General features: G+C 47.6%; 18 protein-coding genes. 10 read left to right on the top strand and 8 right to left on the bottom strand.

The genetic code is table 11. The features are described from left to right. The first annotated feature begins 43 nt into the window (after nt 1-43). From EKG39_RS01080 to EKG39_RS01070, 3 genes are all read left to right on the top strand, one after another. Nucleotides 44-277, top strand: coding sequence for an RNA-binding S4 domain-containing protein (locus EKG39_RS01080; protein WP_012141928.1), 234 nt, complete (start codon nt 44-46; stop codon nt 275-277). 17 nt (nt 278-294) lie between these two features. Next, nucleotides 295-681: a ribonuclease E inhibitor RraB gene (locus tag EKG39_RS01075; protein ID WP_126503414.1), complete on the top strand. Its 387-nt coding sequence runs from the start codon at nt 295-297 to the stop codon at nt 679-681. A 250-nt stretch (nt 682-931) separates the two neighbouring features. Then, nucleotides 932-2,902 (top strand): NERD domain-containing protein kinase family protein, encoded by a 1,971-nt coding sequence (locus EKG39_RS01070; protein ID WP_126503412.1) that lies wholly within the window; start codon nt 932-934, stop codon nt 2,900-2,902. A gap of 80 nt (nt 2,903-2,982) precedes the next feature. On the opposite strand, the gene gcvA is transcribed toward EKG39_RS01070, so the two are convergent. Next, the gene (gene gcvA, locus EKG39_RS01065) at nt 2,983-3,870 is read right to left on the bottom strand and encodes a transcriptional regulator GcvA (RefSeq protein WP_126503410.1); all 888 of its coding nucleotides are present in this window, start codon (nt 3,868-3,870) and stop codon (nt 2,983-2,985) included. Between the two features lie 145 nt (nt 3,871-4,015). Here gcvA and EKG39_RS01060 point away from each other — a divergent pair, with 145 nt between their 5' ends. Continuing rightward, entirely contained in the window at nt 4,016-4,795 is a 780-nt protein-coding gene (locus tag EKG39_RS01060) for a TSUP family transporter (protein ID WP_126503408.1), read from the top strand. A gap of 463 nt (nt 4,796-5,258) precedes the next feature. On the opposite strand, the gene EKG39_RS01055 is transcribed toward EKG39_RS01060, so the two are convergent. Together EKG39_RS01055 and EKG39_RS01050 are read right to left on the bottom strand one after the other, a co-directional pair. Beyond that, nucleotides 5,259-6,521 carry a valine--pyruvate transaminase gene (locus EKG39_RS01055; protein ID WP_126503406.1) on the bottom strand — a complete coding sequence of 421 codons (1,263 nt, stop codon included), beginning with the start codon at nt 6,519-6,521 and terminating at the stop codon, nt 5,259-5,261. A 198-nt stretch (nt 6,522-6,719) separates the two neighbouring features. Then, nucleotides 6,720-7,976: an MgtC/SapB family protein gene (locus tag EKG39_RS01050; RefSeq protein WP_126503404.1), complete on the bottom strand. Its 1,257-nt coding sequence runs from the start codon at nt 7,974-7,976 to the stop codon at nt 6,720-6,722. 280 nt (nt 7,977-8,256) lie between these two features. Here EKG39_RS01050 and EKG39_RS01045 point away from each other — a divergent pair, with 280 nt between their 5' ends. From EKG39_RS01045 to EKG39_RS01030, 4 genes are all read left to right on the top strand, one after another. Continuing rightward, the gene (locus EKG39_RS01045; RefSeq protein WP_126503402.1) at nt 8,257-9,402 is read left to right on the top strand and encodes an exonuclease SbcCD subunit D; all 1,146 of its coding nucleotides are present in this window, start codon (nt 8,257-8,259) and stop codon (nt 9,400-9,402) included. Continuing rightward, entirely contained in the window at nt 9,399-12,455 is a 3,057-nt protein-coding gene (locus tag EKG39_RS01040; protein ID WP_126503400.1) for an AAA family ATPase, read from the top strand. Before EKG39_RS01045 ends, EKG39_RS01040 begins: the two co-directional genes overlap by 4 nt. A gap of 346 nt (nt 12,456-12,801) precedes the next feature. Next, on the top strand, nt 12,802-14,106 hold the full coding sequence (locus EKG39_RS01035) for a peptidoglycan DD-metalloendopeptidase family protein (protein WP_425470109.1): 1,305 nt from the start codon (nt 12,802-12,804) through the stop codon (nt 14,104-14,106). A 229-nt stretch (nt 14,107-14,335) separates the two neighbouring features. After that, nucleotides 14,336-15,118, top strand: coding sequence for a substrate-binding periplasmic protein (locus EKG39_RS01030; protein WP_246028386.1), 783 nt, complete (start codon nt 14,336-14,338; stop codon nt 15,116-15,118). Here the strand turns inward: EKG39_RS01030 and EKG39_RS01025 are convergent. The 4 genes from EKG39_RS01025 to EKG39_RS01010 form a co-directional block, all read right to left on the bottom strand. After that, nucleotides 15,115-15,558 carry a hypothetical protein gene (locus tag EKG39_RS01025; RefSeq protein ID WP_126503398.1) on the bottom strand — a complete coding sequence of 148 codons (444 nt, stop codon included), beginning with the start codon at nt 15,556-15,558 and terminating at the stop codon, nt 15,115-15,117. The two genes, EKG39_RS01030 and EKG39_RS01025, sit on opposite strands and share 4 nt — an antisense overlap. A gap of 125 nt (nt 15,559-15,683) precedes the next feature. After that, on the bottom strand, nt 15,684-16,187 hold the full coding sequence (locus tag EKG39_RS01020) for a M48 metallopeptidase family protein (protein WP_126503396.1): 504 nt from the start codon (nt 16,185-16,187) through the stop codon (nt 15,684-15,686). A gap of 100 nt (nt 16,188-16,287) precedes the next feature. Beyond that, entirely contained in the window at nt 16,288-16,734 is a 447-nt protein-coding gene (locus EKG39_RS01015) for a DUF3010 family protein (RefSeq protein ID WP_012141940.1), read from the bottom strand. A 128-nt stretch (nt 16,735-16,862) separates the two neighbouring features. Further along, a complete protein-coding gene (locus tag EKG39_RS01010) occupies nt 16,863-18,197 on the bottom strand; it encodes a DEAD/DEAH box helicase (protein WP_126503394.1) in 1,335 nt (444 codons plus the stop codon). A 285-nt stretch (nt 18,198-18,482) separates the two neighbouring features. On the opposite strand from EKG39_RS01010, the gene rssA reads away from it, so the two are divergent. Beyond that, nucleotides 18,483-19,427: a patatin-like phospholipase RssA gene (rssA, locus tag EKG39_RS01005; RefSeq protein WP_126503392.1), complete on the top strand. Its 945-nt coding sequence runs from the start codon at nt 18,483-18,485 to the stop codon at nt 19,425-19,427. A 60-nt stretch (nt 19,428-19,487) separates the two neighbouring features. On the opposite strand, the gene EKG39_RS01000 is transcribed toward rssA, so the two are convergent. Continuing rightward, nucleotides 19,488-20,486, bottom strand: a complete 999-nt coding sequence (locus EKG39_RS01000) for an NADP-dependent oxidoreductase (RefSeq protein WP_126503390.1) — start codon at nt 20,484-20,486, stop codon at nt 19,488-19,490. Between the two features lie 279 nt (nt 20,487-20,765). On the opposite strand from EKG39_RS01000, the gene EKG39_RS00995 reads away from it, so the two are divergent. Then, a complete protein-coding gene (locus EKG39_RS00995) occupies nt 20,766-21,218 on the top strand; it encodes a MarR family winged helix-turn-helix transcriptional regulator (RefSeq protein ID WP_425470129.1) in 453 nt (150 codons plus the stop codon). Nucleotides 21,219-21,296 lie beyond the last annotated feature (78 nt).

Raw genomic sequence — 21,296 nt, 5'->3', positions numbered from 1 at the left:
GAGTGCTATAATCCCGTGAGAAATTTGATTAAAGGTAAATCGTGTGACAGCACAAATTGCGACTTTGGCATTATTGCCTGGTGAAGAGTTCATAGAGCTATATAAAATTTTGAAGGTCGAAGCTATGGTTGGCGGCGGCGGAGAAGCAAAATTCGTTATCGGTGAAGGTATGGTGACCGTAGACGGTGTTGTTGAAACCCGTAAACGTAAGAAGGTTCGTGCGGGTGAAGTGGTTTCATTCAACGATACTTCAGTCAAGATTGTAGCGGCAGAATAGAGCGGACGGAGTAAATTATGCAATTCCCAGATGATGATAATGGCAAAATGCTGGCAGCGATGGCTGATGCGGGCATCGATCTGACTAAGCAACTCGATGTTGATTTCTTCCTTGTTTTCGACGACCAAAGAGATGCAGAATCTGCAACCGAAGAGCTGGCTAAGTCTGAGCTTGAAGGTGAGATGGAACTTCATCTGAATGATGAAGTCGGTAAGTGGGAACTGATCGTGTGTATCAATATGGTTCCTGAGTACCAGGCTATCGTCGACCAAGAAGTTAAACTCAATGAGTTTGCCGGCGAATTTGGCGGTGCAACCGACGGTTGGGGAGTCATGCAACATCAAGAGGGTGATGATGAATTCGCCGATGACGAGCATGAATGTAGCGACGACTGTAAGCACTAATATATCTGCCTCTTGTCCCGATAGATGCCACTTTCTGGTGGTGTTATTCGATGTGTCTATTAAGTATTTTTAGTAGATCTAGTTAGCTGATATATTTTGAATTTAGCCACCATTTAGGTGGCTTTTTTTATGTCTGTAATTCATCATTGGACGCAATTGGGTCATCAATGATGAAACCTGGATGTGACAAGTTTTTAGCGATTATAACTGCTGGTTTCATGTCAGGTAAATGCCACAGAGGGAGAAGAGAATGGCAAAACAGATAAGCTTCGGGACGCCGGTGAACGATGCCGAGCGTTGGGCATTTTCATTACTGGCCTCCGAGCTGCCGGAAAATTATATCTTGCTGACTAATGTGGAGATCCCGACAAAATCGGGTCAGGCAATGGAGGTCGATGCGCTCGTTATAGGCGAGTGGGGGGTCTATGTTGTCGACGTTAAGGGCTATATTGGCAGACTGGATGCGGGCCTGCATGCCTGGTCACTCGATGGCCGCGAAGTCGATAACAGCTTAGCAAAAGCTAACTATGTTGCCCGGGTTCTTGCGGGTAATGTTAAGCATAAAATTCCTGTCGGTGTCTACGCCCCCTGGTGTCAGGGTATGGTATTTATTACCGGCCGCAAAGGTGAAGAGATTGAGCTTGAAAAACAGCAAGGATCCCTGAGCATCTATACGCCAAAGCAGATTGTCGCTGCGTTAACCAAGGAGTGGGGACTCACTGCGCCACGTAGCCATCAAGTCACCGATGAGCAGAAAGAGATGGTGCTTAAAACCATAGGTCAGGTTGCCTTGGTCGAGCAGCGAAACAATAAAATTCAGGATTTTACTAAACTCAAATGTCTCTTCATTCAGAGTGGACTGGAAGTTTGGCAGGCGGAATACAACCCGGGAGACTGGACCGCGCCATGGTTACTTAAAATTCTTATTCCGACTCAGTTTACCGATCAGATCCAGTCACAAAATCATGAGGCTCAACTGCGAGCTGAATTTAAACGTCTGCAAGCCCTAACCGGTTGCAGTGGTGTGCCCTATTGTGCTCCGCTCATTCAAGACGGAGAGCAGTTAGTACTTCCTATCCGTATGCCACGTGGTGTGCCATTGAATGTATTGGAAACAGAGACCCTGACAACCTACCAGTTGCTTGAAATCTTAAGGCGCTCGGTCTCCGGGTTACAGCAAATTCACCGTCGTGGCTTTACCGTCGGCGGGTGGACCAGTAACTGTGTCTTCGTATCGGATATGGGCGATGTCGAATTTATCGATATTAAGGATACTCTCAATACCGGTGAAGACATTCAGGCCTATGCCCAAGGCTTCTTAGCCTTAGCCGAGCAGACGAAACAGCCTCGAATCTATCAGTGGTATCAGGTGGCTGCCAAAGGGGGCACAGTCGACCTCGATGCACTTCGGTGCGATCTGTCTGCGCTTATCGATAACGGTGTGTGCGATACTCTGCCTGAAAAGCTGGAGATAACCGTCGGAGCGATAGTCGATCATCATTATCGACTCGAGCAGTTTATTGCGGCGACTCAGCACAGCCAATTCTGGCGAGCAAGGCACATACAGGGGCAGTACCAGTGCGGCGTGTCGGTATACAGCAAGGTCGAGTCAAACTGGCCGACACTGAATAACCTCTATCGCAGTTTATCTAAGTTGCACCATCCACATGTCGAAAATGTACTGGCCTTTGGTCAACTCCCCCAAAGTGAAGAGTTGTTTATTGCCCGCTCCTGGGAATATGGCGTTTCACTCGATGAGCTGTCAGATATTCAGCTGGGGCAGCCGGTTATGTGGTTTACTCAGTTACTGACCGGTCTGCAATATATGCATCAGATGGATATTTATCACGGTGCTATCTGCCCCAAGAATATTATTTGTAATCAAGAGAAGGCCATATTAGTCAACTTCGGCATTGGGCTGGATATTGCGACCAGTCACTATGCCAGCCGATATGCTGACCCTAAATTATGGGCGGCCGAAGGTGAGGCGGAAAAAGATCTCTATGGCTTGGTTGCCAGCTTTATCTCGACATTAGCACCTGTTTCGCTGCAGGGCGACGGCGGCCAGGAGGGCATAATTCAGGCGCTTAACTCATTCGATAAGCAGTGGTTTGGGGAAAAGACCTTCGATACCTGCCTGAAGGTATTAAACTTTGAATTTGATGTCGCTCAAGGCATTAATTACCAGGAAGCGTTCGATGTCGTTGGGTGTTTAGTGTAACTCATGCTCAAATGTTAATGAGGAGAGGCGCTGTTTGTGTCTCTCTTTTTTATGCTTGACTGAGCTACGAGCTATGATAATTAGACTCTATAGGGGGCAAAAATTTCCAATAGCCAGTCTATAAAAGCCTTGGCTTTCAGCGGCAAGTTCTTTGACTTCGGGGTCAGTACATAATAGGTATAGGGGCTGGAAAAAACCGAATCGAAGGGGATCACTAAGCTACCATCGGCCAGTTGCTCCTCGATAAAAAATCGAGGGATCAGGGCCACTCCCATGCCGCTAACCGCAGCCTGACTCAGCATGTAAAAGTGCTCCATACCGAACTTCTTATCTGTTGTTAAAGATAAGCCAACCTTTTCTGACCAGTAGGGCCAAAGCTCCGGGCGTGTGGTGTGCTTCAGAAGTGTCATCCGGTTAATATCATCCAGAGTGTTCAGCCTGTTCGCTATTTGAGGAGAGCACACCAGGCAAAGGTCCTCATCCATCAACTTGATGTAGTTGCAATTTTGAGGCGCGACAGTGGCACTCCTTATGGCGATATCACAGGGGCTCTTGTCGAAGTCCAGAGTAAAGTCTCCGATGGAGAGGTCGACATAGAGATGGGGATAACGCTGTTTAAACTCCTCCATCCTGGGAATAAGCCAGTTAATCGTCAGGCTGGGCAATACATTAATTGCCAGACTCTGTGTGAGCATCTGTTGAGACTTAATCTCATCGGTCGCATGACTGATGGTTTGCAGCGCCGTCTGTATCTGCGGCAGGTAACGTAGCCCCTCGTCGGTGAGTACCAGCTTTCTGTGTTGCCTTAAAAATAGCGGCACACCTAAATACTCCTCTAAACCCCTTATCTGCTTACTTATCGCGCCATGTGTGACAAAAAGTTCACTGCCAGCCTTGGTAAAACTCAGGTGTCTCGAAGCCGACTCGAAGGCAAGTAGCGAATTTAGTGGCGGTAATGAGCTATGCATTAAGGTTCTCGTATTTAAGGGCCAGACGTAGGGTTGAGGTTGTGGGCGAGTTTTTCTCACGCACAAGGGAAGATAACTCCTTTGCCTTTAGGGTGCAAACATCGTCTAATAGCGGCATTCATAAATAAGAAAACAATAAATAAACATGTCAATCGAGCTTTCCTATGAACTCATCACATTACTGTTCGCCGTAGCGGTTTTAGCGGGGTTTATTGACTCTATCGCCGGCGGTGGAGGCTTAATTACTATCCCGGCCCTGATGTGGGCAGGGTTGCCTCCGACGGCGGCTTTAGCGACCAATAAGCTACAGGCCTGCGGTGGCAGTTTCTTTGCCAGCCTTTATTTCGTCCACAAGGGGATGGTCAAGCTTGGGGAGATGAAGCTCGCCATACTCTGCGCCTTTATCGGCTCAGCATTAGGTACTATTGCGGTACAACAGATAGACACCGCCTTTCTTGAAGTCCTGTTGCCGTTTTTGATGCTGGCTATCGGAGCCTACTTTCTGTTCTCTAAGAATATCAGTGAGGAGGACAGGCATAGGGTGCTCACGCCAACCCTGTTCGCTTTCACCGCCGCTTTAGCCGTGGGCTTATACGATGGCTTCTTCGGCCCTGGCACCGGTAGTTTCTTCGCCTTAGCCTTCGTCTCTCTGGCGGGTTTTGGTCTGGCAAAGGCGACTGCCCACGCTAAGGTGCTTAACTTCTCGACCAACATTTCATCCCTTATCTTCTTCGCCATTGGCGGCAAGGTGTTTTGGATGCTTGGCGGCATCATGCTCATCGGCCAGGCACTAGGGGCTACTTTGGGCTCACGACTGGTACTTACCAAGGGCACGAAAATCATCAAGCCGCTGGTGGTTGTCATGTCCGTTGCCATGAGTGTGAAACTGCTGTCAGAGCAGTATGATTTGTTTGCTTGGCTATAGATTTGTTTGGTTCGTTATAGATAGTGGCAGCCTTCGAATGAAGGCTGGTTACATTTTTTGTTTTAGTTATTTGTTTTAGTTTATTTGTATTGGGTAGTGTGTTTGAAGGTCGTACCTTCATGGTTATTTAACGCCTGCCGGCGGGGATGTGCAGATACTTCAGTGGCTCGCTGCAACAACATCCATGTTTAACAGCCAGTTTGGCATCCATGCCTCTCGTTCATAAGCACTGAAACCAGAGGTTTCTATTCACCATCCCGAAGACGTATCTTCACTTAAGGTCGTTCTTAGGCATCCTGCCTTCACGACATTCGTATGTCCTATACAGCACCTGCTGCAAGCAAAACACCAATGAAACCTTGGTACTCAGGAAGCCAAACCAAGTACCAACTCCGCGAAATGAACCCACTTAAAGCTATATGAAACTTGCTAGCGAGCAAGTTATCCCATTTGGTGGCACGGCCTAGGCTTGGGCATAAGCCTTCTTCACCTCATCTGCGATAATCGCTATCCCATCGCGCATCTTGGCTTCATCCTGCACATAGTTCATCCGCAGGCATTGGTGGGCATGGTCCCATTTTTCCTCAGATTGTTCCGATTGGCCGAAGAAGAAGTACTCCCCCGGTACAATCAACACACCTCGTGCTTTTAGTCTGTCGTACAGTTCCATGGTGGTGATCGGTAACTCATCGAACCATAGCCAGAGGAACATGGCACCTTCGGGCTTATGGATCTTGAATCGATTGTCGCTGATAGATTGTTGCAACAGGGAGACGGCAAACTCAGCTCTCTCTTTGTAGAAAGGCTTGATGACCGTTTCGCTCAAGCGCAATAGATCACCCGACTCAATCATATGTTTGGCAATCGCGGGGCCGAAACCGCCTGGGGCCAGACTGATGATGCCGTTAAGGTTGGTCAGTGCCGCAGTGGTCTCTTCATTGGCAATCACGATACCGCAGCGTACGCCCGGAAGGCCGAGTTTGGACAGGCTCATGCATAATATGGTGTTGCGGTTCCAAAAGGGGGTGACCTCTTCGAAGATGATATTGGGGAAGGGGGTACCGTAGGCGTTGTCGATGATTAGCGGAATATCATTAGCCCTGGCTAATCTGTCTAATTCAGCTACCTCTGCGTCGGTCAACACATTACCCGTGGGGTTGGTTGGTCGGGAAACACAGATAGCCGCTACAGACTCATCCACTGTTAACTGTTCAAAATCCACATGGTATTTAAACATGCGGTTATCTAACTGCTCAATCTCCGGCCTGTAGGAGACAAAAATATCATCATCTAAACCCGCATCACTGTAACCGATATACTCGGGCGCCAGAGGTAAAAGTATCTTCTTGTGACTGCCATCGAGCTGCTTTCCCGCCAGCAGGTTAAACAGATAGAAGAATGCGCTTTGGCTGCCGTTGGTCAGGCTGATATTTTTTTCGCTGATATCCCAGCCATAGGTCTCATGTAATAGATCTGCTAAGGCCTTTAGGAAGGTGTTTTTACCCTGTGGGCCGTCATAGTTCCCCAGTGCCGCGACCAGATCGCCATTTGCCAGCATTTCGCTTGTTGCCTGATGAAAATAATCCTGCATCGCCGGAATCGTTGCCGGATTGCCGCCACCCAACATGATGGCTCCTGGCGTGCGCAGGCCCTTGTTGAGATCATCCATCAAACGGTTGATACCGGAATAACGATTAAATTTTTCACCAAACTTAGAAAACTGCATGACACCTACACCTGAAAATACCGAAATGGCTTTAGAATGCCTGTGATATCAATATTCCGTGAGAAACGCACCCATTATTTCAATTATTAGTGACTAATATGGATTTCATCAAAGTTTTGGCAAAAAGTAACAAAAATTTGTTTGCTTGTTTAGTCGCGCAAGAGCTGGAGTCAGGGACTGTTTGCCGCAACGCTTGAGTCACTGCAGCCAGATTGTCAACAGGCCGGTTGCGGCGGTCAGCACTAAAGGTAGCATTATCCAGCGTATCATCCCTGCGCCGCCAATAAACACCGCCAGACAGCCTTTGAACAGGGTGTTAGATACACTCGCTAATACTATGCCAAGCACCGCCATTTTGTGTGAGATATCTTCCCCGGCCATTCTGGAGAGCGTCAGGTTAATGGCATCGACATCGGCTACACCCGACGCAATGGCAATCAGAAATACCCCGGACTCACCCAACCACTCAACAATCCCCCGTCCAACCAGTGCTACGACCACCAACAAGAGTCCGAATAACATGGCCGATGCCAGTTTCAGCGGGTTTTTAGGCTGCACATCATCGAGCACCAAATGATTGCCATTATGGCGATATATCGCGGCCGCACAGGTAAAGGCAACGGTGAGCATCAATACCATAGGCATGAAAAGATCGTCCACTAAGGCAGGTTTAATTAACGCCACTACCAATATCATACGGGGAAACATTACACCGCATGCCACGAGCACGCCTACGGAGCAAAGTTGTTGCAGGGGCGGGTGTTCGCGCGAGAGGCGTGACAGCTGTAGTGTCAGCGCCGTCGATGACAGCAAGCCTCCGGCAAAACCTGTCATCAGGATGCCTCGCTGAGCGCCAAACATGCGGATCATAAAATAACCGACGAAGGATATCAGTGCGATTAGCACCACCATTAACCAGATCTCATAGGGGTTGATTGCCTGCCAGGGCCCATAGCCTTGATCCGGTAATACAGGTAACAGCACCACGGAGATAATAAGCAGGTTGAGTCCGGCGTTCAGTTCATCTTGTGACAGTTGCATCAGCAACTTGTGCAGGAAATGCTTCGAGCGTAGCAGCAAGGTGGTGACGACACCGCAAACCGCTGCGATAACAATCTGATCCAGCCCGGCCAGCGCACCAAGCAGAAAGGTAATCACCATGGCCATATTGCTGGTCATGCCAATATCCGAAGTCTCGCGGCTGCTGATCAGGTAAGCGGCGACGGTCAGCGCCGTAACACAAGCAAAGGCGACACCGAGAAACAGGGCGCCGAGTTGGGAGGTCAGTAGTCCGGATATACCTCCGAGAAGGCCTATCAGGCCAAAGGTTCGCAGCCCGGCCACACGTTTACCTTCGGCAATATTGCGGTTACTCCAGCCGCGCTCGACCCCCACCAATAATCCTATGGCAAGGGCTGAGCCCAATAATAACAGTTGATAAATGCTGGTCTCCATCTCTCCTTTCCGCGTTATTTTTATCTGATGAAACCCCCTATTGTTAATAGTAGATCAAACGGGAGTTCGGGGCGGGGAACTATTGAAAAATAGGAGAAATAGCTCCAGATCTTGGTCGAACATCGAGATGTGAGTGTTCATGGTCTTGTCTTTGCCCTGAGCTGCTTTAACACGTGAACGGTGGGGGGGCTCGGGACGCTTATCATTGCCTATTGGGTTAACATTTCTTACTATAGCGACACAAAAATACTCTGTATTTCATCCGCTTTTTGAGACTTTCATGAAATTTATCCATACATCCGATTGGCACATTGGTCGCCAACTTCATAATCAGAGCTTAATCGACGATCAGAGTCACGTATTGCTTCAAATAATTGCGCTCGCCGAAGAACATGAGGTTGATGCCGTGATTATTGCCGGCGATATTTATGACAGATCCATTCCGCCCGCCAATGCGGTTGCCTTGCTTGATGATGTGGTCAATCGTCTGGTCAATGATATGAAACTTCCCGTGATCATGATTGCCGGAAATCACGATGGACATGAACGTCTCGGTTTTGCTTCCCGCCAGATGGCTGACAGTGGCTTACATATTATCGGTCCTCTGCATAAAGAGCTGTCGCCGATAACGTTAAGAGGAAAGTCCGGCAGTGCGGTGTTTTATGGCTTGCCCTACGCCGATCCCGCGACGGTGCGCCAGGTGTTTGACTGCGAAGCAAGCAGCCATGAACTGGCGATGGAGACATTACTCGAACAGGTCCATGAACATGACAGCCAAGGTCTTCCAAAAGTCGTGATAAGCCACTGTTTTCTAGATGGCGGCAGCGAGTCAGAGTCAGAGCGGCCATTGAGTATCGGTGGGGCTGATAAAATATCGCCAGCACTTTTCACCCCGTTTAACTATACCGCCCTCGGTCATCTGCATGGCCCGCAGTACAAGGGGGAGCAGCAGGTTCGATATTCAGGCTCTATCCTGAAGTACTCGTTCAGTGAACAGCACCAGAAAAAGTCGGTCACCTTAGTCGAACTCGATGAGCAGGGTAAAGCGCAGATTGATTTGCTGCCTCTGATAGCTAAACGTGATGTGCGGATTGTCGAAGGGGAGTTAACGTCTCTGTTAGAGGCGGGGAAAACTGACCCGAACCGTGATGACTATCTAATGGTGAGGTTGCTGGATAAGCATGCCATCTTAGATGCCATGGGCAAGTTACGCGCGGTTTATCCTAACGTGTTACACCTGGAGCGAACCGGCTTGATGAGTGATAACGGTCAGCTGGAGATCCGCCGGGATCATATCAAGAAGGGGGAGTTGGATATGTTTACCGAGTTCTTCTCTCAGGTATCGGGCGAGTCCATGAATGACGCGCAGCAGCAAGCCATGGTACAGGCTATCGATGAGCTGCATAAGGGGGAGCAATCATCATGAGACCACTTTCACTCTCAATGTCGGCATTTGGCCCCTTTGCCTCGACACAGGTTACCGATTTTTCAGCCCTGGGCAGCAACCCGCTATTTTTAATCAACGGACCTACCGGCGCGGGTAAGACCACCATTCTCGATGCCATCTGTTTTGCGTTATATGGCAAGACCACCGGAGATGAGCGTGAAGGCAGCCAGATGCGCTGCGATTTAGCCGCCGAGACACTGTTAACTGAAGTGACCTTTAGTTTTGCTCTGGGTGAGAAGCAATACAGAATAAGACGCGTACCCGAACAGCAGCGAGCCAAGAAAAGCGGTGATGGTTATACGGTACAAAAGCCTGAAGCCCAGCTGTATAGGGTCGATAGCGATGATAGCGATCATCTGCTTGTTGCCAGTAAGGTATCTGAGGCGACGGCCGAGATAGAGCAACTTACCGGGCTCGATGCCGATCAGTTCCGTCAGGTGATGGTATTGCCTCAGGGCAAGTTCCGTGAACTCTTGATGGCTGATTCTAAAGACAGAGAGAAGATCTTCAGCCAGCTATTTCAGACCCAGATCTATCGCAAGATTGAAGATAAGCTTAAGTTTCAGGCATCAGCCATACGCAATGAGGTGAGAGATCATCGCAATAAACGTGACGGCATGTTGCACAGTGTGTCACTGGACAGCGACGATGCGTTAAATAACGAGCTTACCGAGTTGACGCCAAAGTTAACTCAAGCCTCAGAGATAAAAGAGAAGGCGAAGCTTGCCCTGATTGATGCCAATAAGCAGTTTGAATCTGCCAAGTTGCTCGTCAATGATTTCGACGCTCAGGATCGATTGAAACAGGCTGAGGTCTTGTTGGCTGAGCAGAAAGAGAGCATCGAACTGCGTCAATCCAGGCTCGAAAACGGACAAAAAGCATTGCAACTCAAGCCGGTGTTAGATGTCTCTCTGGCACGTGAGTCAGAAGTCACTCAAGCACAACACTCGGTGACCCGGGCACAATCTGCCAAGCAGAGCAGTGAACAGGCGCTCATCCTCAGCCAGGCTAAGTTTGATACCTTAGCCGAGTTAGAGCAAAAACAGCAGCTGGCACAGAGCGAAGAGCAGAAGCTGACTCAGTTAGTTCCACAGCTTCAGGGGCTCGATAGCCTGCAAAAAGAGCTTCGCCTGGCAACGAATACCCGTGACCAAGCTAAAGAAAAGGGCGTTAAGGCTAAAGCCTCTATAGATGGATTGTTAGCCGATAAACAAGCCGCAGAGCAACGCGTACCTCAGTTAGAGCAAGTTGCCGGTGAGCAGGTTAATGCTCAGCAAGCGCTCACGGCGCAAGGTGAGTTGATTGAGCGTTACCATCAATGGCTGTTGGCTGGCAGCGAGGCGGGTAAAACCGAACTGGCGTTGAAACAGGCCGAAGAGCAAGGTAAGCAATTTCGTCTCGATGCCAAAGAAAAGCAGAATGCTTATGACCAAATGCAGCTGATCTGGCATCGTGGACAAGCGAGTGTGTTGGCACAAAAGTTAAATCCGGGTGAGCCTTGTCCCGTGTGTGGCAGCGCTGAACACCCAAATCCTGCTCAAAGTGAGAATATACTACCGTCAGAAGATGATTTAGAGTCGAGCAAACTGGCTTGTGAAGCGGCACAAAGCGCATTGAATCAGGCTATAGCCGATTATAAAGGGCTAAAAGCCCAGTTACAGGAGCAAGCGAAGCTTAGAGATGAGTATGAGCAGAGACTCGGTGAATGGGCTTCTCACCCTCTGGAGTCGTTACAGTCTCACCTGCAGCAGCTACAGCTGCAAGTCAATCAAGCCGACTCAGCAGCTCAAGAGTTAACTCAGCTCAGACTGCAATTACAAACACTGCAGACAAAGGAGAGGGAGCTACAGACTCAACTGGAAGCTGAGCGGGAATACTTTCAAGGGGTGCAGAATCACCTGTTTAGTCTTCAGGGGCAGTTGGATCAAGCCTCTGCCGCAATACCTGAACAATACCTTAGCTTGGAGGCGCTGAGCGGGGCGATAAACCAGGCGCAGCAGGAGCTAGCGGGTCTACAGCAAACCATAGATTCTATACGTCACTCCCACACTCAAGCGCTTGAGCAAGATGCTGCACATTCTGCCGCCCAGGTAGCCGCTCAGTCGAGTTTAACTCAGGCAAAGCAGCAAAGTGACAAGGCGCGAGCCGAGTTAAATACGCAGCTCTCGACCTCAGGCTTCAGTGATAAACAAGGGTTAACCCAAGCCTTGTTATCAAATGAAGAGATTAAGCTAATCGCCGATGGAATTGCCAAGTACCAACAGGAGTGCATTGCTAATCGGACTCAGTTGGCTCAACTGAATGAAAAGTTATCTGAGCAAGTTAAGCCAGAGCTTACCGATGTTGAGGCGAGTTTAGGGAAAATTCAAATTGAGCAACAAGAAGCGGAAAATAGTTGGCAGGTCCTGCAAAGTAGAGTGACTCAGCTGACTCAGACTCAAAACCAGCTCAGAGATGCGGATGCACAAGCTAAGAAGCTTGAAGATGAGTACGCAGTTATCGGCACCTTAGCCGATGTGGCCAATGGTAATACCGGCAACAAGATCAGTCTGCAGCGTTTCGTGCTCAGTGTACTACTCGATGATGTCTTGCTTGAGGCGAGTCATCGCCTGCAGGTGATGAGCAAGGGACGTTATCGTTTGCTGCGCAAAGAGGACAGAGCTAAGGGAAATAAGGCCTCCGGGCTGGAACTCGAGGTCGAAGATGCCTATACCTCTAAGGTGCGCCCCGTTGCGACCTTAAGTGGTGGTGAAAGCTTTATGGCTGCACTATCGATGGCACTGGGCTTATCGGATGTTGTGCAGGCCTATGCCGGGGGGATCAAGTTAGATACTCTGTTTATCGACGAAGGATTTGGCAGTCTGGATCAGGACTCGCTGGACTTAGCTATTCGTACCCTGATGGATCTGCAATCCACCGGGCGCATGATTGGGGTTATCTCTCATGTCTCAGAGATGAAAGAGCAGATAGGTACCCGAGTCGATATCATTAAATCTTCGGTTGGCAGTGAAACCCGACTGGTCTTGCCTTAGCAGTTTTATGTGCTGATGAATCGATGTCTGAAGGTTAATTCTGAAGGCTAATTCTGAAGCCAATTTCAATTGCAATTTTATTTTCTCCTCTTGTGACATTAAGAATAATTATTCTTAATGTCACTCATATATTCATATCTCCTGTTTGTAGTTCCACTTTTTTTTGGTATAAATATGCGGGTTTGCTTACCGGGAACGGTAAGCATGTCAATTTTAAAATACTGCATCAAAGCGATAACAGGCCCTTAGCCATTGTCTCCATAAGTAGACGCGATTGATGACGCTTTGATAGCAGTTTTGTTTCAGTTATATACAAAAGAATAATAATGTGAAGATGGGGCCAAGCTTGCAAACAGGTAAATTCTCTTTTTTTAAAATGTCTCAGATAAATACTCAGGTACTCTCGTTTCTACAAGAGTCGAGTATCCATAAAAAAGTATTATTAGGTGCGGGTCTGCTTATCGGTGCGGCCATATTGTGGCCAACTCATCAGCAAGTGTTGCCTCAGCGTATTCCTATCGACTTAGATGTTGATGCACTTGTCAGTCAGATAAGTTCCACAGTAGCCACAGAGGCTGTGTCAGTTGTAAAGGCTGATTTTGACAAGAGTATTATCAGTGGCGACACATTAAGTGGGCTATTTGTCCAGGCCGGTGTCGATCAGCAAACCATGTACCGGGTCTTAGAGGCCGACTTGAACGTGCTGGCGCTCGATACATTAAAGCCGGGTAACGAGATAAAGTTCTGGCTGGATGATAAGGGAGAGCTTGAGAAGCTTGAGCTATATTTCTCTGCGGCCAGACAGGTCGTTTTCAGCCGTTTCGACGATGGTTCCTACAATGTTGATGAGATCAATATCGAAGGGATCTGGCAGAACCGCGCCATAGCGGGGGAGATCCAAGGGTCATTTTACCTCTCGGCTAAGAGAATGGGTTTAAATTCAGGTGAGATCCAACGGGTAGAGTCTTTGTTGAAGGAGAAGTTAAACTTTGCCCGTGATCTGAGGGCGGGAGACAACTTTTCTGTGCTGATGAGCGATCAATATATCGATGGTTCGGTGACAGGAGCAAGCGATATTCTGGGTGTGAGCATTCAGCGGGGTCGTAGCGAAATCAATGCCTATCAAAATAGTGACGGTAACTACTATGATGAAAAGGGCCAGAGCTTAGCCCGTGCTTTTCAGCGTATCCCCTTGGCAAGAAACTATCGTATCAGCTCAAACTTTAACCCCCATCGCCACCACCCCGTGACAGGGCGCACCTCTCCTCACAACGGTACCGACTTTGCTACGCCAATCGGCACTAAGGTTATCGCGCCGGGGGACGGTATCGTCTCTTTGGTGACCGACCATAGATTTGCCGGTAAATATGTGGTGATAGAGCACGGCAATAAATACCGCACACGTTACCTGCATCTCTCGAAGGCGTTAGTGCATAAGGGACAGCGGGTCTCGCGCGGTCAGGTTATCGCACTATCGGGCAATACCGGTCGTATCACAGGTCCACATCTTCACTATGAATTCCATGTTAATGGCAGACCGGTCAATCCGATGAAGGCCAATATTCCTATGGCGAGTCAGCTGTCGCGAAAGCAGATGAAGTCTTTCGAGCAACTGGTGCAGGTTCGTCAAATGATGATGGGCCAGAGCTAACTGTTTAGCTTCGCTATCATATTCAATACGCCAGCCTTGCCGCTGGCGTTTTATTCCCACGATATCTGTCTCTATCTCTATGCAACCACCCTCTATACTTGCTGCTTTTTTATTCTGTAAGTTCGTTCACCGAGTATAATTAACACTGTACAGCTTTATTGCAGGCCATTGAGATAGGTTCGGTGTGTATTACCGGCACCTTTTTGGTTAACAAGTGAGGAGGGGACGGTTGCAACTAATTATGGCTATTATTCTGTCATTGGCCCTGATATGTTCGGCTAATGCCAGGACGCTCACCATTGCATCGAGCGAAGGGCCACCCCATATGATCAACGATATTCATCATGGTATCGATCTCGATATTGTAGAGGCGGTACTCAGGCGTCTCGGCCATGAAGTCAGCTATGAATTTATGGGTTTAAAGCGAGCGCACCGGGAACTGAAACTTGGCAGGGTAGATGTTACGGCACCGATTTTTAAGCAGGCAGACAGCGATGGCAGCTATATTTCAGACTCGATAGTTCTTTATCAACCTATGGTCTTTTCTCTTAAAGCCAGTGGTCTTAACCCCGAGACAATATCCGACCTGCAGGGTCACAGCCTGTTGACCTTTCAAGGCGCGCCGGGATACTTCGGTGAAGCGTTTGAACTGCTTTCTCGGGGAGACTCCTATCAGGAGTTGACCGATATGGGGACGATAGCTGAGCTGTTAACTAAGGGGCGTTATGAGTATGCGGTATTAGATAAATATATTTTTTATTACTACTACCGCCTGAATGATAAACAGCGTGATGTCTCTATCTTTACCGAACACAAGTTGATCCCGCCGGTACCTGCCAGCAGTGCCTTTCACGATGAGAAATTAAGAGATGAATTTAATCGGGAATTGTTGGTGTTTATGAAGAGCCAGGAATATAAACAGATATTTGAACGATACCTGGGTTCAGCCCTGCTCAGTACCGAACAGTCATCTCCCGAGTCTGAACCTGAGGTGGATTTCAGACTCAATTAGTTAATGGATACTCGGCTGCGTGCTCTGACCGCACATCGGCAAAGTCCCTGTTTTAGGGCTGGGCAAGATTGGCAAGGTTTAGCCTTAAAAGGGTGAGAAGTTTCTATGTTCTGAGTTAACCCTGTGGGGTCTATCGCTGCCAGTGAGTTGGTAGCAAATGATATGGGCTGTTCGTATTGGTTTGATTCGGTGACATTGTCAGTCAATACCTTTGTTTCTATGAGCCCATTATTGACCGGGGTGGCCAGCTTTAATCGGTACTTTTGAATTTTAGCCTGATATTTGATCTGCTTATTGAGTCGTTTCGAAACAAGGTCAATATTATCGATATCACGAATGAGTTTATGCTGGTTTTTTAGCAGTTTTGCTTCCGCCTTCTCCAGCTTCTTCGAATATTTTACCTGTTGTTTATCCAGCTCACTGCTGCTGACTTGATACATTGATTAGGCCGATATGAAAACAGTTCTCAATTGTAAATGATAGTTATTATCAGTCAAGGCCTGGTTTCACAATTGAGCTTAAATGTCGTCATTGAGTCAAAATTATTCGAAATCGAGTACAGCCTTCAGTAAACCTTAACGCCGCTGTCGAGTAAGGTTAGCAGTAACCTTAAGTCGAACTCCAGTTGATGATAATCTGCTTCCATATGACAACAGAGTTGGTAGAAGGCCTTGTTATGATCTTTCTCTTTGAGGTGAGCGAGTTCATGAACGACGACCATACGTAATAACGGCTCCGGAACTCTCTTTAAGCGTGACGAAATGCGGATCTCGTTCTTAGCTTTAGTCTTTCTTCCCTGGGCTCTGGATACGAATGAGTGTAGACCCAGTGCCTGATGACTCAAGCTGATCTTATCGTCGTATTGGACTTTAGATAGCGGTTGGGACTTGCGCAAATATTGGTTTTTTATCTCTATTGTATAATCGTATAAGGCTCTGTCAGTACGGACAGCATGAATGTCCGGGTGTCTGTTAAGCAGCACCGTTTTAAGCTTGCCATTGTCGAGTAGCTCAGACACCTGATCTTGTATTGACTGTTGATACCCGGCTAAGTATTTGAGTGTATTCATGAGCGTCACATAAAATATTGGGTAAAGAAAAGGGCGCTAATAGCACCCTGTTCTTATGATGAGGAGGTAGGTCGATCTACTCCTGCTTTCTGTTTAGCTATTACTCGCTATCCCAAACATTGAAAATGTGTTGGTTGTGGTAAGCGTAAGCGGCATCGAAAGCCAGGTTTTGGAAGCGCTTAAGGCCTAGACCATCAAAGTCGACCATAGGAGGGTTACGCTTTAAGCGTTCTTTAACTGTGACCGGAGACATTAATATAACCGGCAATTCAAGAAGCTGAATGGCGGCTTCGGCTTTAAAGCTGGTGGCACTGCCTGCCAACTTACCTTTTTGTTCACGAGAGACGATAACCACTTTATCTACCTTGTAATCTTCCATTAATTTGCTGAATGCAAAATGAAAATCACGAATAGACTCAGTAGACTCTGAATGCGAAATGACAAATGATTGCTGGCGACAATCGGGTACGTTAAAAGTCTCGCCTTCATAGCTCAACAAACAGATGATGGCTTCGCCACCTTTTAATTCAACGCCACAAACTCTCATGTTATACCTTAAAATCGTTGTTGGTTTTGTTACTAGCGACTCTATAATTGGCTAGAGAAAACCGGAAAATTATCAATGAACTTATACAGGTAATAAATCATATTGTTATTACCTGCATCTTAAACTGGTTATTCAGGTGTTTCCTGAAGCTTAGATTTTGGTTTTCTAAGCATAGGGGCATCACCCACATCGACGCCTGTAATAAAGCGCTTGTCTTGTTTTTTAGGCTTAGCCTTAGCTTTACTCTTGGCAGCTGTTGCAGCTTTCTTTGCACTAGCCTTAGGTTTTTTCTTCGCCTTAGGCTTATCTTTCAGCCCTGAAAATTTAGCTTCTAAGCCATCGATAACACTAAACTCAAATGTTTTGCGAAGGAAAACTTGTACTTGTTTGAAGTTGGCCCAATCTTTAGGACCGACAAGGGAAATAGCATCCCCCTTTGCACCGGCTCGACCCGTACGACCGATACGATGAACATATTCTTCTGCAAATTTTGGCATATCGAAATTGATAACCAAAGAGACATTAAGCAGATCCAGACCACGTGAAGCCACATCGGTAGTGACCAAGATATCCTGTAAACCTCTACTGAATTGATCCATGATCTGGTTACGGGCATTTTGCTTTAGATCGCCACTGAGTGATGCTGTGTTAAATCCGGCTTCGGCAAGCTTGGTCGCTAATCTGTCGGTATCTTGGCGAGTAGCAGTAAAAATGATGACCTGTTTGTTGTTCTCATTTTTTAAAATGTGGTTCAGTAACGCTTCTTTATGATCCAGATGATCACTGAGGTAAATTCTTTGAGTAATATCCTGGTTTTCGATATTGCCCGCACCAATAGAAACATGTACTGGGTCTTTTAACAGTTCTGCGGCAATCTCGTTGATCTCATTGTGATCTAAGGTTGCTGAAAACATCAGTGTCTGGCGACGTTTATGGTCTGCGGCCGCGTTAATCGCTTTTAGTTGATCGACAAAACCCAGATCGAGCATGCGATCGGCCTCATCTAGAATTAACAGTTCGAGTCCATTGAGGTGCAGATGATGTTGAGCCAGGTGGTCTGCAAGTCTTCCCGGTGTCGCTACGACGAAGTGAGGATCTCTTGATAATGCGTTAGCCTGATCATTAAAGTTCTCACCACCTAAGATTTTAATGGCTTTATATTGCGTGTTTGCAACTAACAAGCGTAACTGGCTGTATACCTGGTTAGCGAGTTCACGCGTCGGCAATAAGATCAGTACCCTGGGGTCCCGCTTACTTAATGCCTTTGTGGAAATAATCCTCTGCATTGCCGGTAACAAAAACGCTAAGGTTTTACCTGAGCCTGTTTTTGATGATGCCATCAGATCTTTGCCTGACAGGCCTACTGGTATCGCCTGTTCTTGGATCTCGGTAGGCTTTTCTATGCCCATATGATCCAAACTCTTTAACAGACGCGTATCCAGTGAAAAATCGGTAAATTGCAAAGGTGTACTCCAAAATTGATTCGACTGACCATTATACCCTAACTCGTGGTGATTCAGCCATAGAGAAAGTCAGATTCATTTTAAAGCACTTGTTGACCGTAACACATTAGAATAAAGCGCTAAGAGAGTGTTGAATATCGGCTCTGTAATAGGGGGGGAAGGTGTAAAAGTGGTACTCGATAATCTATTAGTGAATCCTTGATAAATAACAGATAAGATAAATCCAGCTTGTTTTTCATCCTTTGTTTTCGTTTTTGTGGGGACCTATTTAATAGGATTGGTATTATGGCAACGATTGGCATTGCATTAGGTAGTGGCGCCGCAAAGGGCTGGGCACATATAGGTGTTCTCAAAGGGCTCGCCGAGATGGGAATAAAGCCCGACAAAATTTCGGGTTGTTCAATAGGGGCCCTCGTGGGCGCAGCCTATGCTAACGATCAACTCGAAGAGCTCGAAGATTGGGTGAGAGGCTTCTCCAGTTGGGATGTGTTGGGGTTGATGGATCTGAGCTGGCGTAAAGGGGGATTAATCGGGGGAGATAAAGTCTTCGATGTTATTCAGAACAGGATTGGCGATTTACAGGTCGAGGATCTACAGCGGCCGCTAATCGCTGTCGCAACGGATCTTTACTCGGGGCAGGAGATCTGGTTTAAAGAGGGGGATCTTCGCCACGCTATTCGTGCTTCTTGCTCCATGCCCGGTATATTACCGCCTGTGAAAGTCAGCGAGCGCTGGCTTGTCGATGGTGCCGTTGTTAACCCAGTGCCTGTATCCGTTAGCAGGGCGATGGGAGTCGATGTCGTGATTGCCGTCGATCTCAATGGTCAGGGAAGGGAGCGATTACAGGTCTTGCCAGTGGACATGACCAGTAATAAACCTACGGTAGAGGACAAGAAGATAGCGCAGGCACATCAAGATACCGGCTTTATGGATCTGTTGGCGCGGGGACGGGATTATGTCACCAGCTTAACGGATAAGTTTACAATTGGCAGTCCCTCCGATCCCAGTATGCTGGCTGTGATGTCGCAGTCGATGGATATTCTCGAACAGCGCCATAAGCGCGCACGTCTTATGGGCGATCCTCCCGATATATGTCTGGTTCCTGATGTTGGAGAGATAGGGACGATGGAGTTTCATCGCGCCGAAGAAGCGATTGCGGCTGGAGAAGAGGCGGTACTGAGGGCAAGACATCAGATAGAGGCCATACTGGGCCCTTGTCGTGAACGTTAAAGAAAAGGGCCCGTTGGGCCCTTTCGTTTTTTATAGGTACGTTGACTTATGTCATTTAACCTAAGCGAGTTTTACCACCATCTTGCCGCGGTTTTTCCCCTCAAATAATCCGATAAATGCATCCGGTGCCTGTTCAAGCCCTTCGTAAACCGTCTGCTCCGCCTTTACCGCGCCACTGGCCAGCCATTGCCCCATCTGCTTGGCAAATTCAGGGTAATGTTCCCAGTGCTCGAAAACGATAAAACCTTCAATCTTGAGTTTCTTTATGATGATCATGGCAAGGTTGCTTGGACCCGGTGTCGGCGCAGTATCATTGTATTGAGATATCATGCCGCATACGGCAATTCTGCCGTGGTCATTCATGTTGTCGAGTGCAGCAGACAGGTGCTCGCCGCCGACATTTTCAAAATAGACATCGATCCCTTCAGGGGCTGCCGCCTTTAGTGATGCAGTTAAATTTTGACTGGTTTTGTAGTTAATAACCGCATCGACACCAATAGATAATAGGTGCTCCGCTTTTTCATCAGAACCGACAGAGGCGATAACCTTAGCCCCCATCAACTTACCCAACTGGCAGGCTACACTACCAACGGCACCGGAAGCGGCTGATACAAAAAGTGTCTCTCCCTTTTTAAGCTCAGCGATTCGATTGAGACCCGTCCAGGCGGTCATTCCCGGCATACCCAGTACGCCAAGGAAATGTGATTCACTCATTGGAGTGTCCGGCAGACGGGTATGCTCGCTGCCGTCGGTTACATAGTGACTGCGCCAACCCAGCATGCTACTGACTTTACTTCCAACCGGAAACTCAGGATGACGTGACTCGATCACTTCACCTATCGCACCACCTTGCAGGACCTCTCCTATGGAAAACGGAGCGATATAACTTTCCCTGTCTATCATACGACCACGCATATAAGGGTCGACCGACATCCATAGGTTCTTTACCAGAAACTCACCATCGTTAATGTCTGCCAATGGTATTGAGGCCAATTTGAAGTTAGTCGTTGCTGGCATACCTTCGGGACGAGAATCTAAGAGTATCTGTTGTGCCTTCATAAAACCTCTTTTGCTTTGCGCGCTAATTAATTGTGGTAAACTCTACTCTTAAATCGTCGAACTGGCAAATACTTTGTGCACAAAGCATCTGGTTGCGTTGGTCTTGAGGTTTAACTCCCGCCGGTATTATTTCAGTAAGAAACCTAAATATACTGGCTTAAGTTTGGCGCAGTTTGAAATAGCTTGGGTATAATAGCTCTTCGACAGAGGATTCCGGCAAGATGATGGCGACAATTAAGGTGCAATTGAGTGAGTGAAAATAGAGATACCCAGATTGAAATTGAAAATCACTTAACCCTCGAAGAGCAAGGGAAGTGCCTATCTGATAATGTTTGTTTCGCGCTTTATACCGCGGCAAATGCCTTGGTTCGGGCATACAGGCCTTTACTCGAAGAGTGCGGTCTCACCTATCCTCAGTATTTGGTTATGCAGGCGCTGTGGCTAGACAATGGTGCAAGTTTGACTGGACTATCTCAAGCGACACGTCTCGATTTGGGAACCTTAACTCCCATAGTTAAAAGGCTGGAGACGAAAGGGTTAGTGAGCCGCAGTGTCGATGTCAAAGATGAACGCAAGAAAGTGATTAAAACCACAGACGCCGGGCTGGAACTTAAACAGCATGCCTTGGCGTTAAAAGAGGTGTTACTCAATAAAGTCACCTTGGATGAGACGGATATTGGGTCCCTGCGGGATATGTGTTTAACCGTGACCGAAGATCTGAACAGGAAATAGTACCTTTCCTGGTTCACGAAGCTTATGTCGGATGCAAAGTTGTCAATCATAATATCTTGTGTCTCAAGCAATTACCCT

Origin of the sequence: Shewanella atlantica (genome assembly GCF_003966265.1) — a bacterium.
GTDB classification, from domain to species: Bacteria; Pseudomonadota; Gammaproteobacteria; order Enterobacterales; family Shewanellaceae; genus Shewanella; species Shewanella atlantica.
This window is presented reverse-complemented; position numbering and strand designations above follow the sequence as displayed.

Bases quoted from the DNA above. Each gene is read 5' to 3' on its own strand.
- EKG39_RS01075 (WP_126503414.1), top strand. From the start codon at position 295: ATGCAATTCCCAGATGATGATAATGGCAAAATGCTGGCAGCGATGGCT.
- EKG39_RS01070 (WP_126503412.1), top strand. From the start codon at position 932: ATGGCAAAACAGATAAGCTTCGGGACGCCGGTGAACGATGCCGAGCGT.
- gcvA (WP_126503410.1), bottom strand. From the start codon at position 3,870: ATGCATAGCTCATTACCGCCACTAAATTCGCTACTTGCCTTCGAGTCG.
- EKG39_RS01060 (WP_126503408.1), top strand. From the start codon at position 4,016: ATGTCAATCGAGCTTTCCTATGAACTCATCACATTACTGTTCGCCGTA.
- EKG39_RS01055 (WP_126503406.1), bottom strand. From the start codon at position 6,521: ATGCAGTTTTCTAAGTTTGGTGAAAAATTTAATCGTTATTCCGGTATC.
- EKG39_RS01050 (WP_126503404.1), bottom strand. From the start codon at position 7,976: ATGGAGACCAGCATTTATCAACTGTTATTATTGGGCTCAGCCCTTGCC.
- EKG39_RS01045 (WP_126503402.1), top strand. From the start codon at position 8,257: ATGAAATTTATCCATACATCCGATTGGCACATTGGTCGCCAACTTCAT.
- EKG39_RS01040 (WP_126503400.1), top strand. From the start codon at position 9,399: ATGAGACCACTTTCACTCTCAATGTCGGCATTTGGCCCCTTTGCCTCG.
- EKG39_RS01025 (WP_126503398.1), bottom strand. From the start codon at position 15,558: ATGTATCAAGTCAGCAGCAGTGAGCTGGATAAACAACAGGTAAAATAT.
- EKG39_RS01020 (WP_126503396.1), bottom strand. From the start codon at position 16,187: ATGAATACACTCAAATACTTAGCCGGGTATCAACAGTCAATACAAGAT.
- EKG39_RS01015 (WP_012141940.1), bottom strand. From the start codon at position 16,734: ATGAGAGTTTGTGGCGTTGAATTAAAAGGTGGCGAAGCCATCATCTGT.
- rssA (WP_126503392.1), top strand. From the start codon at position 18,483: ATGGCAACGATTGGCATTGCATTAGGTAGTGGCGCCGCAAAGGGCTGG.
- EKG39_RS01000 (WP_126503390.1), bottom strand. From the start codon at position 20,486: ATGAAGGCACAACAGATACTCTTAGATTCTCGTCCCGAAGGTATGCCA.